This window comes from Pedobacter jeongneungensis, from assembly GCF_000633455.1.
In the GTDB taxonomy this organism is placed as follows: Bacteria; Bacteroidota; Bacteroidia; order Sphingobacteriales; family Sphingobacteriaceae; genus Pedobacter; species Pedobacter jeongneungensis_A.
Map to the genome: position 1 here is coordinate 15,597 of NZ_AYMG01000027.1, position 13,832 is coordinate 29,428.

General features: G+C 37.7%; 17 protein-coding genes. 2 read left to right on the top strand and 15 right to left on the bottom strand.

The features are described 5' to 3' along the window. Positions 1–13: 13 nt before the first annotated feature. The 4 genes from U859_RS0122505 to U859_RS0122520 are packed head-to-tail and all read right to left on the bottom strand — an operon-like array spanning position 14 to position 3,897. A complete protein-coding gene (locus U859_RS0122505; RefSeq protein WP_025145536.1) occupies positions 14–571 on the bottom strand; it encodes a hypothetical protein in 558 nt (185 codons plus the stop codon). After that, positions 572–1,594, bottom strand: a complete 1,023-nt coding sequence (gene galE, locus U859_RS0122510; protein ID WP_025145537.1) for a UDP-glucose 4-epimerase GalE — start codon at positions 1,592–1,594, stop codon at positions 572–574. Between the two features lies 1 nt (position 1,595). Further along, positions 1,596–2,585 (bottom strand): UDP-glucuronic acid decarboxylase family protein, encoded by a 990-nt coding sequence (locus U859_RS0122515; protein ID WP_025145538.1) that lies wholly within the window; start codon positions 2,583–2,585, stop codon positions 1,596–1,598. A gap of 1 nt (position 2,586) precedes the next feature. Then, positions 2,587–3,897, bottom strand: coding sequence for a UDP-glucose dehydrogenase family protein (locus tag U859_RS0122520; protein ID WP_025145539.1), 1,311 nt, complete (start codon positions 3,895–3,897; stop codon positions 2,587–2,589). Positions 3,898–4,034: 137 nt separating this feature from the next. Between U859_RS0122520 and U859_RS0122525 the strand changes: the two genes are divergently transcribed. After that, a complete protein-coding gene (locus tag U859_RS0122525; protein ID WP_025145540.1) occupies positions 4,035–5,267 on the top strand; it encodes a 3-deoxy-D-manno-octulosonic acid transferase in 1,233 nt (410 codons plus the stop codon). Here U859_RS0122525 and U859_RS0122530 read toward each other — a convergent pair. The 10 genes from U859_RS0122530 to U859_RS0122575 all read right to left on the bottom strand — a co-directional run bounded on the left by U859_RS0122530 (position 5,245) and on the right by U859_RS0122575 (position 12,367). Then, positions 5,245–5,751 carry a gluconokinase gene (locus tag U859_RS0122530; protein WP_025145541.1) on the bottom strand — a complete coding sequence of 169 codons (507 nt, stop codon included), beginning with the start codon at positions 5,749–5,751 and terminating at the stop codon, positions 5,245–5,247. The genes U859_RS0122525 and U859_RS0122530 overlap by 23 nt on opposite strands. A 14-nt stretch (positions 5,752–5,765) precedes the next feature. Further along, positions 5,766–6,776, bottom strand: coding sequence for a ferrochelatase (gene hemH / locus U859_RS0122535; protein WP_025145542.1), 1,011 nt, complete (start codon positions 6,774–6,776; stop codon positions 5,766–5,768). A gap of 374 nt (positions 6,777–7,150) precedes the next feature. Then, positions 7,151–7,825, bottom strand: a complete 675-nt coding sequence (locus tag U859_RS0122545; RefSeq protein WP_025145543.1) for a fatty acid desaturase — start codon at positions 7,823–7,825, stop codon at positions 7,151–7,153. A 76-nt stretch (positions 7,826–7,901) separates the two neighbouring features. After that, positions 7,902–8,753 (bottom strand): 4-hydroxy-3-methylbut-2-enyl diphosphate reductase, encoded by an 852-nt coding sequence (locus U859_RS0122550; protein ID WP_025145544.1) that lies wholly within the window; start codon positions 8,751–8,753, stop codon positions 7,902–7,904. A 16-nt stretch (positions 8,754–8,769) separates the two neighbouring features. After that, the gene (locus U859_RS31690; RefSeq protein ID WP_084153135.1) at positions 8,770–9,030 is read right to left on the bottom strand and encodes a Txe/YoeB family addiction module toxin; all 261 of its coding nucleotides are present in this window, start codon (positions 9,028–9,030) and stop codon (positions 8,770–8,772) included. 2 nt (positions 9,031–9,032) lie between these two features. Next, positions 9,033–9,239 carry a DUF2683 family protein gene (locus U859_RS0122555; protein WP_025145545.1) on the bottom strand — a complete coding sequence of 69 codons (207 nt, stop codon included), beginning with the start codon at positions 9,237–9,239 and terminating at the stop codon, positions 9,033–9,035. 32 nt (positions 9,240–9,271) lie between these two features. Further along, positions 9,272–9,946 carry a carotenoid biosynthesis protein gene (locus U859_RS0122560; RefSeq protein ID WP_025145546.1) on the bottom strand — a complete coding sequence of 225 codons (675 nt, stop codon included), beginning with the start codon at positions 9,944–9,946 and terminating at the stop codon, positions 9,272–9,274. Next, positions 9,916–11,013 (bottom strand): glycosyltransferase family 2 protein, encoded by a 1,098-nt coding sequence (locus U859_RS0122565; RefSeq protein WP_025145547.1) that lies wholly within the window; start codon positions 11,011–11,013, stop codon positions 9,916–9,918. Before U859_RS0122565 ends, U859_RS0122560 begins: the two co-directional genes overlap by 31 nt. Further along, on the bottom strand, positions 11,010–11,633 hold the full coding sequence (locus U859_RS0122570; protein WP_025145548.1) for a 1-acyl-sn-glycerol-3-phosphate acyltransferase: 624 nt from the start codon (positions 11,631–11,633) through the stop codon (positions 11,010–11,012). The genes U859_RS0122565 and U859_RS0122570 overlap by 4 nt, the downstream gene beginning before the upstream one ends. A gap of 227 nt (positions 11,634–11,860) precedes the next feature. Continuing rightward, positions 11,861–12,367, bottom strand: a complete 507-nt coding sequence (locus tag U859_RS0122575) for a phosphoribosyltransferase family protein (RefSeq protein WP_025145549.1) — start codon at positions 12,365–12,367, stop codon at positions 11,861–11,863. Between the two features lie 195 nt (positions 12,368–12,562). On the opposite strand from U859_RS0122575, the gene U859_RS0122580 reads away from it, so the two are divergent. Then, positions 12,563–13,267, top strand: coding sequence for a head GIN domain-containing protein (locus U859_RS0122580; protein ID WP_025145550.1), 705 nt, complete (start codon positions 12,563–12,565; stop codon positions 13,265–13,267). Positions 13,268–13,411: 144 nt separating this feature from the next. Here the strand turns inward: U859_RS0122580 and U859_RS0122585 are convergent, their stop codons facing one another. After that, on the bottom strand, positions 13,412–13,825 hold the full coding sequence (locus U859_RS0122585; protein ID WP_025145551.1) for a hypothetical protein: 414 nt from the start codon (positions 13,823–13,825) through the stop codon (positions 13,412–13,414). Positions 13,826–13,832: the final 7 nt, after the last annotated feature.

The following is a 13,832-nucleotide window of genomic DNA, read 5'->3' on the forward strand; positions in this document are numbered from 1 at the left end:
AATAGGTCATAATTTAGCTAATCTCTTTTGGCAAATTACTGGCTTCGGCTGCGCCAGCTAATTTAGAGGAATAGATTTTATCGAGTAAATGAGTCAGATCTTCACTTAAATCGAACTGCAGGTCTTCGTGCAGTTTTTTGAATTTATTGATGGTTACCGCAACCGTTTTGATGTAATATACACTAAAAAGCATCATAAAATCGCGGTAACCAAAAATTGATTTTTTATAGTCAAAAGGGATGGCATTGAGGATAAACAATTTAAGCTCTACTTCCCCAACAGGATCTTTGGTTACTTTATAAAAGTGGTTCACCGAAGTAATCATCTTCCTTACTTTTACCAATGCCTCTTTGGCATTTAGTTTTTTAAGTTCCGGAATCTGTTCGTCAACATCGGCTTTAATCCTTTCTTTCCGGTCTTCCAGATCGGTTTCATCCTCTAATAATTTATAATGAAGGTGTTCGGTAAGCACTTTATCTTTGGCCACCAAACGCAATAACAGCTTGTCTTTTTCTTTAACAGGCAGCTCGGTAATGGCGGTTTTTAAATCTTTGTGCTCCGATAATTTCATCTAAAAAGGGTTAGCCTTAATGTATTTTTCCCACTCCCATGCCGAGCGCATCATTTCATTGATATCGAGGTTAGCTTTCCAGCCTAGTTCATTATTCGATTTTTGTACATCGCCATAAATCTGAACAATATCCCCTGCCCTTCTCGGACCGATTTTATAATCGAGTTTTTCGCCATTTACTTTCTCAAAAGCGGCAATAATCTCTAAAACTGAAGAACCTTTACCAGTACCAATATTAAAAACATCGTAATTGCCGTTAGGGTTTCCGTTTTCTAATTTTTTAATGGCGGCAACGTGTGCTTTTGCAAGATCTACCACATGGATATAATCGCGGATGGCTGAACCATCAGGGGTATTATAATCATCACCATAAACCGTAATCGGACCGCGTTTACCAATGGCCGACTGGGTAATAAAAGGAACCAGGTTTGCAGGCACACCGTTTGGCAATTCGCCGATCAAAGCTGTTTCGTGGGCACCAACCGGATTAAAATAACGCAAAGCGATTACATTTAAATCAGGAGTTACCGCAGCAGTTTCTGACAATATTTCTTCAGCAATCTGTTTGGTATTGCCATAAGGAGATTCGGCCTTCTGCACTGGCGCAGCTTCGGTTACCGGCAAAGTTTCTGGCTGACCGTAAACGGTACATGATGAAGAAAATACAAAATTAATTTTTCTGTTAAACGAGGTCAGCAGGTTAATTAATCCGTAAAAGTTATTTTTGTAATATTTTAACGGTTGTTCTACCGATTCTCCTACGGCTTTTGAAGCTGCGAAGTGGATAATTCCATCAATATCTGTATGCTTTTCTGCAAATTCCTGCACCGCTTTTTCATCCTGAAGATCGATTTCATGAAAATCGAACCATTTGCCGGTGATGGCGTGCAGCTGGGTTAAAATTTTGATATTCGAGTTAGAAAGGTTATCGATAATTACAACTTCGTATCCTGCGTTATGTAATTCTACAGCTGTGTGCGAACCTATGTATCCTGTTCCACCAGTAACTAATATTTTTGCCATTTTAACGGTTAAATGTGGTAAAATCTTTATGTTCTATTTTTTCCAAGGCCTCTGCAGGCAATGATTTAAAATATTCGTATGTAATTTTTAATCCTTCCGCACGTCCAATTTTTGGTTCCCAGCCCAGTATCTCTCTTGCCTTCGTAATATCTGGCCTGCGCTGTTTCGGATCATCCTGTGGAAGCTCCCTGTACACTATTTTCTGTGTGGTGCCCGTAAGTTTGATAATTTCTTCGCAGAACTGTTTGATGGTGATTTCGTCCGGGTTACCGATGTTCACAGGCTGGGCATAGTCGCTCATCAGCAAACGGTAAATCCCTTCGATCAGGTCATCCACGTAACAGAAAGAACGGGTCTGGCTTCCATCACCAAAGATAGTTAAATCTTCCCCTCTTAACGCCTGTCCGATAAAAGCAGGTAAAACACGGCCATCATTCAGGCGCATTCTTGGCCCATAGGTATTAAAGATTCTCACAATCCTGGTTTCTACCCCATGGAATGTATGGTAAGCCATGGTAATGGCTTCCTGGAAACGTTTGGCCTCATCGTATACTCCACGCGGACCAACAGGGTTTACGTTACCCCAGTATTCTTCAGGCTGTGGGTTTACATTCGGATCGCCATAAACTTCAGATGTAGAAGCAATCAGCATCCTTGCTTTTTTACTGCGGGCCAAACCTAAAAGATTATGCGTTCCCAAAGAGCCTACTTTAAGGGTCTGGATCGGGATTTTAAGGTAATCAATCGGGCTTGCAGGTGAGGCAAAATGTAAGATATAATCAAGTGTTCCGGGAATGTGCACAAATTTGGAAACATCATGGTTGTAAAACTCAAAATTCTCCAATTTGAACAGGTGCTCGATATTTGCCATATCACCAGTAATCAGGTTATCCATTCCGATAACGTGATAACCTTCTTTTATAAAGCGATCGCAAAGGTGTGAGCCCAAAAATCCGGCAGCACCTGTAATCAATATTCTTTTCTTCCCCATGTTAATCTATCAGTTTTCTGCCGATACTGTTATAATAATAGCCAAGATCGATCATTTTTTGCAGATCGTATAAATTACGGCCATCGAAAACCACTTTATTTTTTAAGATGTTATCTATTTTTTCAAAATCAGGGTTACGGAAAACCGACCATTCTGTTGCAATCAACAGGGCATCAGCACCTTCTAAAGCTTCGTATTGGTTTTTGGCATAATTTACCTGATTACCGATTACATTTTTAACATTATCCATGGCTTCCGGATCGAATACGGTAACTGTAGCCCCGTTTTTAACCAGTGCATCAATAATGTACAAGGCCGGTGCTTCGCGGATATCATCGGTTTCTGGCTTAAAAGCCAAGCCCCAAAGGGCAAAATGTTTTCCTTTGATATCGCCTTTATAATATTTAAGCACTTTATCTACAAGAATTGTTTTTTGTCTTTCGTTAACCTCCATCACCGATTTCAGAATCTGGAAATCGTAGGCATAATCATCAGATGATTTTACCAAAGCCTGAACATCTTTCGGAAAACATGAACCACCGTAACCTACACCCGGGAAAAGGAAACGTTTACCGATACGTTCGTCAGATCCAATGCCTTTCCTTACCGCATCTACATCAGCACCTACCAGCTCGCAAAGGTTTGCGATTTCGTTCATAAAGGTAATTTTTGTAGCAAGAAAAGAGTTTGCAGCGTATTTGGTCAGTTCGGAAGAACGTTCATCCATAAAAAGGATCGGGTTTCCCTGACGTACATAAGGACCATAAAGCTCCGTCATCAGTTTTTTAGCCTTTTCGCTTTTGGTACCCAGTACCACGCGGTCGGGTTTCATAAAATCCTCCACCGCTACACCTTCTCTTAAAAACTCAGGGTTCGAAACCACATCAACCTCAATCGAAGTATTTTCGGCAAAAACAGCTTTTACCTTATCGGCAGTACCTACCGGAACAGTTGATTTGTTTACGATAACCTTATATTCGGTAATGATTTTTGAAATATCTTTTGCAGCACCTAAAATGTAAGAAAGATCGGCCGCACCATCACCGCCCGGAGGGGTTGGCAAAGCCATAAAAATAATCTGTGCTTCTTTTACGGCATCAGCAAGGTTTGTAGTGAAAGTTAACCGCTCCTGCTCAATATTTCTGTGGAATAAAAGGTCTAAACCAGGCTCGTAAATCGGCACTTCGCCATTCTGCATTTGCTTTACTTTGGCTTCGTTAATATCAACACATATTACATCATTTCCTGTTTCGGCTAAACAGGTTCCGGTAACTAAACCTACGTATCCGGTACCAATAACGGCTATCTTCATTCTGTTTTATTTTATTTTTAGCTGCTATGGAGCGATCATTGAAGCCTATTTATCCGGTTGAATACTAAGCAAAATGCAGATGGATCCATATATTTTTAAGCTTTTTAAATATATTCGTTTTATCTTGGCACGAAGATATGAAATTACTTTACATCATCGGAATCTGGACCTACACTTTACTCATCAGGATATTTTCATTATTTAATCCTAAGGCTAAACTGTTTATAAATGGGCGTAAGAATATCTACACATTAATTGCCCAGAAAATTAACCCGGAGGAAAAACATATATGGTTTCATTTTGCATCGCTAGGCGAGTTTGAACAGGGCCGACCGGTTTTAGAAAAATTAAAAGCACTTTTTCCTGCCAAGAAAATAGTGGTCACCTTTTTTTCACCTTCGGGATATGAAATCAGAAAAAATTATGCGCTGGCTGATGTATTTTATCTCCCAATTGATACTGCTGGCAATGCCAAGCGCTTTATCGCAAGCATTAATCCGGAAATGGCCATTTTTACCAAATATGAATTTTGGCATTTTTATTTTAAGGAACTAAAAGAACTCGAAATTCCTTTATATGTAATTTCTGGGATTTTTAGAGGAAGCCAGGCGTTTTTTAAATGGTATGGTGGTTTTTACCGCAATATTTTAAAATCGGTTACCTATTTCTTTGTGCAAAATGAAGAAAGCCAAAACCTTTTAAAATCAATTGGTTTAAATAATGTGACCATTAATGGCGATACGCGTTTCGATCGTGTTTACGAAAATGCCCAATCGCCCAAACAGCTTCCCCTTATCGAAAGCTTTATTGGCAGTTCGCCTACTTTAGTTTGCGGAAGTACCTGGCCGGAAGATGAAAAAATATTATCGAACCTGCCAGAAAAATACCCCAACTGGAAGTTTATTATCGCTCCGCATGAGATCCATGAAAGCCATATCGAAAGTATTGAGAAACAGTTTTCAACTAACAGTTTACGGTTTTCAGTTTTAAGTGCTTCCAATCAAGCGCTAAACGCGGAACACCAAACGCTCATTATCGATAACATCGGCATGCTCTCTTCCCTCTATCAATATGGAAATGTGGCTTATATTGGTGGTGGTTTTGGAACAGGTATTCATAATACTTTAGAAGCCGCAGCATTTGGATTACCCGTAATTTTTGGGCCTAAATATGATAAATTTCAGGAAGCGAAAGATTTAATAACGATTGGTGCGGCAAAAAGTATCAGCTCAACAGCAGAATTAATCAATGCTTTTGATAGTTTCGCTGAAAATAAAAATGCGGCAGAACTGGCCAGAAAATACGTAGCGGATAAAAAAGGAGCAACAGATCAGATTATTTCGATGATTACGAAATCAGATCGGCCTTAGCAATTTCTTCAACAATTTCGGGGATACTTTGATCGATGGAAACTGTAAACACATCCGGCTCGTCAGCATTTGGTTCTTCCAATGTTTCAAACTGGCTTTTCAACAAACTGGATGGCATGTACTGGTGCGAACGTTTGGTAATCCGATCATGAATTAAATCGAAACTTCCCTTTAAATAAATAAAGCGGATAGATTCATTATCAGTTCTTAACAGATCGCGATATGATTTTTTTAGTGCTGAGCAGGCAATAATACAGGTTGTGCCATGTGCGGCATGCTCGCGACCTACTTTAGCAATCAACTGAAGCCAATCCAATCGGTCGGCATCTGTTAATGGGATTCCGGCAGCCATTTTATCAACATTCCGTTGCGAATGCAGATTGTCACCATCTATAAATTCGGCATTGAGTTTCGGCGCCAAAGCCCTTCCGATAACCGTTTTACCACTTCCAGAAACCCCCATTAAAATGATAAAATTCGCCATCTCTAAAGCTAAAACTATTTAACCATTCCGGCAAGTGCCTCAATAAATACCGGACTATCATTCAAACTTTCTACCAGCTGAACATGTTCACCACCTAAAGCTTTAAACTCTTCATGGTATTCTACCGTGATTTCGTAAAGGGTTTCTAAACAATCGGCAACAAAAGCTGGACTAAATACCAACAAACGTTTTTTACCTTCTGCAGCTAACTTCTTCAACACGTCAGTTGTGTAAGGCTGTACCCATGGCTCTTTACCTAAGCGTGATTGAAAACAAACGGTATATTGATCTCTTGAGAGGTTTAATTCTTTGGCGATTAACCTGGCGGTATCATGTCCTTGAGCAGAATAACAGAATTTATTGGTATCGTTTAAGGTCTGGCAGCAATCTGCACTTTTTAAACAATAGCTTCCTGTATGATCGCACTTTAATAACTGACGCTCTGGCAAACCGTGGAAACTAAACAACACGTGATCGTAGCTTGCCACATCATGCTTTCTGGCATTTTCTGCAAAAACCTTAATCATCAGTTCGTTATCATGAAATGAATTTACAAACGATATTGGCGGAACAGTTTGCCATTTGCTCACCAATTCCATTACCAATTGCATTACCGAACCGGTACTTGCCGAAGCATATTGGGGGAACATCGGGATGACCTGAATGCTTTCTACCAAACCTGCTTTTAAATTGGCAAGGGCCGATGCGATAGAAGGACTTTGATAACGCATAGCCAGTTCTACATGGTAATCATCGCCCAGCCTTTCCTGTAACATTTTAGCCTGTAACCTGCTGTAGAACAACAATGGTGAACCATTTTCGTTCCAGATTTCTTTGTATAGTTTTGCAGTTTTTGGGCTACGGAAAGGTACAATAATTCCTTTTACCAATAACGTTCTGTTTAACTTTGGAATATCGATTACCCTTTCGTCCATTAAAAATTGATCTAAGTATTTTTTAACGTCTGCCGTTGCCGGACTATCAGGTGTTCCTAAGTTTACCAGTAAAATTCCCTTTTTGCTCATTTATACAAGAATATGTTTCGTGGCGCAAATATCGCCTTTTTATTGTTTTTTACCTATGCTAAAAATGTGATGGTCGACATTTTTTGGTCAAAAAAAATAGTATTTGCTGCTAGATTATTAGAAAAGCAAATGCAGTAAGTCTATTTATTGCAGTCCTGCCTTCCCTACAATCTTTTTGTTAGCGGTAATGCATTTTTAAACGGCGGTGGCACAAAAAGGATTTTCGTACAGTCAGGTTTATGAATGTGGTTTCGCTCTACTGTGGTGTCAGATTTACCATCTGACAATTAGAATAAGTGGAGTAAAAATTCATTTGGGAATCAGAAAAGATTTGATTTTGTGTCAGATGGTAACATCTGACACCACGACCAATACTAGCCCTTCGTTTTATACAGCTGCCACCACGGCATGCCCGGCTTTTGATGATGTTCCAAATGATAACCAAAAAAATAACAGCTAATAAAAGCTAAAAAATGATTTTTCTGTAAAGTAGCAGAATGGTACTCGTTATCGTGTTCACCTTTGTGTGGCAGGTAAGTGCCAAAATAAAACAGTTGAAAAGTGCTTAATAGTGAAGGAAGTACCCAAAACAACAACAGATTTCTTTCATCTACCCAGATTTTTAACACATTATAAGCCACCGCCATAATAACCAGTTGGATGATGGTAACATAATTTAGCATAAAACGGAAATACCATTTCCAAAAACGATGTGGTGCAAAATCAGGGTCTTTTTCGGTATGTACGTGCCTGTGGTGCTGATGATGTTTAGCATATAAACGATTAAAGAAGAAACCAGCATAGAGAAAAACGGATAAATAACCGATAAAATTATTGACTTTTTTATTGGATGAGATTGTACCGTGCATGGCATCGTGCGCAGTGATGAATAAACCTGTATATAAATGCATCTGAATGAGAATCATCAGATAAACCAAAGGATTACTCCAGTTAAAATGCCAGTTTAACAATAAAAAAAGGGAAGTAAACCAGCAAGCCATTACGGTTAACGCAACGAGGATTCCAGCATTTGAGTTTACAGTTTTCAATTTACAATTAACAGTTAAAGAATGTATCTTGATTAAACACTAAAAGAAGAAAAAGGTTAAAAAAACCTGATCAATACTAATACTGCTCTAAAGCTGCCTTTACTTTCTCCATCAACCACATTGGTGTAGAAGTGGCCCCACAAATACCAACTTTATCATTTTGGTTAAACCAGGTTTGGTTTAACTCCTCTACGTTAGAAACAAAGTAAGAGTTATCGTTATGCTTTTTACAAACATCATAAAGCACTTTTCCATTAGATGATTTTTTGCCCGAAACAAAAACGATTTTATCATAATGCCCTACAAAATCTTCTAGTTCTTCGTAACGGTTAGATACTTGCCTGCAGATCGTATCATTCGCTTTCACTTCGTAACCACGGCTCAATAATTCATCTTTAATGTGGTAGAATTTATCGGTGCTTTTGGTAGTTTGACTGTATAATGTAAATTTAGCAGGAAGCTCAACGTTATCCAACTCAGCTAAATCCTGAAAAACGATTGCCTTGCCATCTGTTTGCCCCTGGAGACCAATAACTTCAGCATGACCATGTTTCCCAAAGATAAGCACCTGCTCATCATCATCATGGGAGTTTTTAATCCTGTTCTGCAATTTTAACACCACCGGACAAGAAGCGTCAATCAAAGTAAGGTTATTCTCTAAAGCCAATTGATAAGTTGAAGGAGCCTCGCCATGCGCCCTGATCAAAACCTTTTCATCTCTTAGGTTTTTTAAAACTTCGTGATCGATGATTTTTAATCCGCGGTTGGTTAAACGTTCTACTTCTTCATCATTATGAACAATATCGCCAAGGCAATATAAATAACCTTCGTTATCCAAAATATCTTCGGCCATTTCTATGGCATACACTACGCCAAAGCAGAAGCCTGATGATTTATCGATGTTAACCTGTAAGTTTAAATTGCTCATTTGTTTTTAGGATTAGTTATTTATCGCCATAATGTCCCTTTGCAGAAATTACAAATACTGTAATAATCTCTTCATCGATCCTATAGACTAACCTATCTTTTTTATTTATTTGCCTCGACCAATAGCCGGAAAAATCAAATTTTAATTTTTCAGGCTTACCTACGCCTGATTCCGGATGGATACTTAATTCTATAAAAATTTGCTGGAGTTTCTTTATGAAAGCCTGATCTCCAGATTTAAGGATAGCAGCTAATTGTTTTTTAGCCTGATCAGTAATATCTACAAAATATTTTCCCTTATATTCTGAACATCCTTAATCCTGGTTAGGCGTCCATTTTTTATATCTTCTTCACCTTTAGCTATTTCTTCTATAAATGCCCGACTATAACTTTTTTCTTTTTTAAAAGTTACATTCAACGCTTGTAACACGGCCTCAACTGCCAAAAGTTGTTTTTTAGTTTTAGGCTGTACGATTAGTGTTTCCATGTTATAAAGTTAAATAAAATAACACCACAAAATTAAGCAAAAATATTTGTTCCGGTTGTCATGTATAAGACAACAAAAAAGATTAACTGCGATGCAAACATGGCTGTACCAATATATTTCTGTTGTTTAAGGTCTAAAGCATAGTAAAACTTTAATAGTATTACTGAAACAATAAACCAGGCAACATAATTTTGAACGGGAATTTCATGCCAGTCCCAATGCCAGTAATCAAATTTCATGGCTACAGGCTCTAAAAAGAAATCGAAACCAACGAGAACAAAAGCACCAATAAGTGACGCTAAAATGCTGTTTCTGATTTTCATACTTTTGAGCATCTGTCCCACACTAAAAATCAGGATTACCCAGTTTACGCCCATAAGTAATGGAACCGCAGCAATTTTATATCCTAAAGTATTGCCATAATAATAACTGCCAAATATTTTACCAGTGCTCACCCCCAATACTTCTACCAAAAAACCGCAAAGAAAAACGCCGCATACAAATAACAACAACCGTTTAACATCTGCATTATAAGCGAAAACAATGATGGCAAACATCAATAACAAATGAAAAGGAACCAGCTTGATAAAGTAAGGCTGTGCGGCAGGAATTAAAAACCCAAGCAAGCCAACCAAATGAAAAACGATGATAACTGCAACCGCAATCTTTTTAACCTTTAAATCGTTTTGATCGTTCTGCCCTTCCATGTGCCTGTTTTAAAAATATGCTTTGTTATAGAGATGATTGAAATAATTAAGAAGAACAACATCTGAAATGGATGTAAGATCAGATTTATCAAAACATTTTGCCCCGATAAATAAGAGATCATGATTCTGCTTAACACTATTAAAGTTAATGGTAATACAAGTAAAGCAATGTTAAAGTTTAAGATTAAAATTACCGGCCCTATGGTTACCAAAAGCTGGTAAAGTAATAATATTATGATGTTATTACCAAAACCTGCAAGTAAATTTTTACTAAAGCCATTTAAGCTTTCGCCTAAGTTTTTATACATCCTGCAATAGATCAGGCCGTTGGCCAAAAGCGCTTCAGCATTTAATTTTTCCTGTTTTACCAGTTTCATAATTTCCACATCTTCCACAACCTGGCGTTTAACCTTTTCGTGCCACTGGTTTTCTCGGTATTGATTGGCATTAAAAAACATACACTGTCCGCTAGCTGCAGCAAATGCCGGATTTTTTGAAAGTTTTACCAAACGTAAAGGCAGTAAATTTAAAAGGATAAAATGCATCAAAGGCACCGTTAACCGTTCACCTATCGATTTCATTATTTGATTAGTAAAAACACTCAATAGCGCGAGGTTTCCAGTTTCCATCCTCGCAATTAAACTGTTGATCAATCCCCTTTTTATGGATTCATCAGCATCTATAACCAATAGGTATTTGCCTGAAGCCAATTCGCTGAGCTGATAGCAGGCATAGTTTTTACCCAGCCAGTTTGGCGGAAGTTCTTTTCCATTTACCACTTTAAACTGCGGGTTAGCAATGCAAAAATTTTCAACTATCGCAAAAGTATTATCGGTACTGCTATCGTTTAAAACAATAACTTCATAGTTGGTGTAATCCTGATTTTTGATGGATACGAGCAGTTCCAGAATGTTATCAGCTTCATTTCTGGCGGGAATTAAAATGGAAACTTTATCATGGTAATGTTTAATCACCCGCGGCAATTTCGGATTGGAAAGGAAATTAAAAACAGTAACCGAAAACCGAATGACCAGGAAAATTAAAACTGCATAAATAAAAATTGTCATTCGATAATCTGATTTTGTTTAATAAGCGATTGATCGTAATGTTTATTATAGGCACTTTTTAACAATTGCAGACTTATATATTCTTCATTCTCCCAATGCTGCAGATAAGTATAGGCAGATGGCTTTCTTTTTGCAAAAAAATCAATAAAAGTAGCCGCAAAGATGATGTTAATCTTTTTCTGACTGGCATTGATCATTTGCATTACCCCTTTTTCGAAACTGATATTTTTTAAATGGTTTGAATACAATTTTCCCTGAGGAAATACCAGTACAAGATTTGAAGGATCATTTAATAATTTACCAGCATAATCTAAAGTGGAAAGCACATCTTTTCCCTTATTTTCAGCAGCAAAAGCACCTAGATATTTCAGAAAACCCACTTTATTATAATTCTCGGCGTTTACTAAAACATGAAACTGTTTTTTAAATACTTTTTTATTGATATAAAATAGAAAAAAGCCATCCCACCAGCTGAAATGATTGGCTAAAACCAATACAGAAGCATCTGATTTTACCTTCATTTGATCATAATTGAACGCAGCAAAATCTTTTTTGATGATAAATTGGATGTACCAGGAGAAAAAGTTAAAAATCAGGTTATTTTTTCTGGGATGGTACATGTGGGGAAATTGCAAAAAATTGAGGTGAATTGCAAATTTTGCTGTAGTATAGTCCTCGTTTGTAACGAGGATTAGCGAGATCCGCATTTGTAATGCGGGCGAATTAATTTTAAAAAACAAATCTATCAGCGATACAATCGCTGTGCTCACGCATACTCGTTGCAAACGAGGACGATGTCCATCATTATCCCCTCATCCATCTTACCTCTTCAATTTTATATCCGGCCCTAACTCAAATAAACCCGATCTTCTTCGCCTTCAACATCCATTACCACATCTACATGTTCTTTTAGAATGGTAGCCAGTTCAAGACCAACGAAATCGGTTGCGATTGGGAAAATTTTGTGACTACGATCTACTAACACTACGGTACGGATTTTTTTATGCGGGGTATTTAAGAAAACGCCTAATCCATAAGCTAATGTTTTGCCACTATTCAGCACATCATCTACAATAATGATTACTTTATTTTTCCAATGACTTTCATCCAGATCAGTTGAAGCAATCAATTTGCTACTTTCCTTTTGCAGATCAATACGCAACAACGTTAACTTAAAGCCAGAGATTTTTTTAAGTACCTTTTCTAACCTCAGTGCCAACTTATAGCCGCGGTCCCAGATACCAGCCAGTACAATTTCTTTCTCATTCAGGTTGTCTTCCAAAATCTGATAAGCGATACGGTCTATTTTCTGCTGAATCTGTTTCTTGTTAAGAATAAGTAATTGCGATGCCATTGTATAAAAAGGATTGAATACAAAAAGAACGATTTTAAGGATGAAATTCAAACTATTTGAAAAATAATTTCGATTGTTTGCAACGTTTCCGGAAGAGATGCGTCTAATGAATAACCAAAACACAAAATCATGAAATATCATTCCGCGAAACATTCGCGAAAAGATAGCTTCACAATCATTTAACGAAATACAATTATGAAAATCCTTATTAAATCATCCGCCATTTTATTTATAGTGGTTACCAGCTACATGGCTAAAGCGCAGGATACAAAAAGTTTCCCGGTAAAAAATTTCAGCAGTATAGGTGTGAGTAGCGGAATAGATTTATACCTCACCCAGGGCAATAGCGAGAGTGTAAGTATAAAATCAGATACGGAAACATTAAAAGATATTATTGTTGAGCAAAACGGCGACAATGTTAACATCAAATTCAGAGATGGTATTAAATGGAGCGGTATATTTAAAAACCGTGTAATTAAAGCTTATGTAAATTTCAAAACATTAAATGCACTTGCCGCATCAGGCGGATCGGATGTTTTTACCCAAAACCAGATTAAAACCGATAAGCTTGCCATCCGTTCTTCTGGCGGTTCCGACTTAAAACTAACGGTGGTTTGTAACGATTTATCCATCCAGTCAAGCGGTGGCAGCGATCTGGATTTAAAAGGTAAAGCTGAAAATATGACCATTCAATCGAGTGGTGGTAGCGATATTGATGCTTACGAACTGATTACAGAATATGCAAAAGTGCAGGCTTCTGGTGGTTCTGATGTAAATGTACATGTAAATAAAGGCCTGGAAGCAGCGGCAAGTGGTGGTGGCGATGTGAGCTATAAAGGAAATGCTTCACTTAAAAAAATATCTAACTCTAAGAGCGGTGATGTACACCACGTAAATTAAGACTTTAGTTTAGTTAATAATAACTCGCCGCTTTGTGGATGCAAAGCGGCGTTGTCTTTTAGAAGGTGATTGCACAGATTAATAGATTACACAGATTCTGGTTATTAATGGCTATAGCAGGGAAACCTTAAGTCCTCCGCCTTTCTACCTTCTACCTTTTTTATATGGATAGTAAATAAAGTTTGCACCTTCCGGAACAACTACAAAAACGCACATAAAATCTTCAGGTTTTTTATAAACCTTTAAAAATGGCTCTTTTCTTTCTTTACTGATTATTCCTTTCTCTACAAATTCTTCTAAGGTAGAAGCTTGTATTGTCCAATCGGTATTGAGTTCTTCCTTATTTAAAATAAGTTCGCCAATATTTACTTCGTGCTGGTGCGCAATAAAAATCGGGTGAGCAGAAATGCCTTCAACCATAATTTCGATCGCTACTTCCTTAATCGCGTCAGCATAAAACTCCAGGTCTTTTTCTAAACTTACGAGCGGACTCTCCTGTTTTTTTTGCGGTTCTCCGCTATCTTCCGGTGTTGCGTGTAATAATTCTTCTCTATCCATTTTTTTA

What these genes read in the sequence shown, in the direction of transcription:
- U859_RS0122505 (WP_025145536.1), bottom strand. Translation starts at nt 571, where the DNA reads ATGAAATTATCGGAGCACAAAGATTTAAAAACCGCCATTACCGAGCTG.
- galE (WP_025145537.1), bottom strand. Translation starts at nt 1,594, where the DNA reads ATGGCAAAAATATTAGTTACTGGTGGAACAGGATACATAGGTTCGCAC.
- U859_RS0122515 (WP_025145538.1), bottom strand. Translation starts at nt 2,585, where the DNA reads ATGGGGAAGAAAAGAATATTGATTACAGGTGCTGCCGGATTTTTGGGC.
- U859_RS0122520 (WP_025145539.1), bottom strand. Translation starts at nt 3,897, where the DNA reads ATGAAGATAGCCGTTATTGGTACCGGATACGTAGGTTTAGTTACCGGA.
- U859_RS0122525 (WP_025145540.1), top strand. Translation starts at nt 4,035, where the DNA reads ATGAAATTACTTTACATCATCGGAATCTGGACCTACACTTTACTCATC.
- U859_RS0122530 (WP_025145541.1), bottom strand. Translation starts at nt 5,751, where the DNA reads ATGGCGAATTTTATCATTTTAATGGGGGTTTCTGGAAGTGGTAAAACG.
- hemH (WP_025145542.1), bottom strand. Translation starts at nt 6,776, where the DNA reads ATGAGCAAAAAGGGAATTTTACTGGTAAACTTAGGAACACCTGATAGT.
- U859_RS0122550 (WP_025145544.1), bottom strand. Translation starts at nt 8,753, where the DNA reads ATGAGCAATTTAAACTTACAGGTTAACATCGATAAATCATCAGGCTTC.
- U859_RS0122555 (WP_025145545.1), bottom strand. Translation starts at nt 9,239, where the DNA reads ATGGAAACACTAATCGTACAGCCTAAAACTAAAAAACAACTTTTGGCA.
- U859_RS0122560 (WP_025145546.1), bottom strand. Translation starts at nt 9,946, where the DNA reads ATGGAAGGGCAGAACGATCAAAACGATTTAAAGGTTAAAAAGATTGCG.
- U859_RS0122565 (WP_025145547.1), bottom strand. Translation starts at nt 11,013, where the DNA reads ATGACAATTTTTATTTATGCAGTTTTAATTTTCCTGGTCATTCGGTTT.
- U859_RS0122570 (WP_025145548.1), bottom strand. Translation starts at nt 11,633, where the DNA reads ATGTACCATCCCAGAAAAAATAACCTGATTTTTAACTTTTTCTCCTGG.
- U859_RS0122575 (WP_025145549.1), bottom strand. Translation starts at nt 12,367, where the DNA reads ATGGCATCGCAATTACTTATTCTTAACAAGAAACAGATTCAGCAGAAA.
- U859_RS0122580 (WP_025145550.1), top strand. Translation starts at nt 12,563, where the DNA reads ATGAAAATCCTTATTAAATCATCCGCCATTTTATTTATAGTGGTTACC.
- U859_RS0122585 (WP_025145551.1), bottom strand. Translation starts at nt 13,825, where the DNA reads ATGGATAGAGAAGAATTATTACACGCAACACCGGAAGATAGCGGAGAA.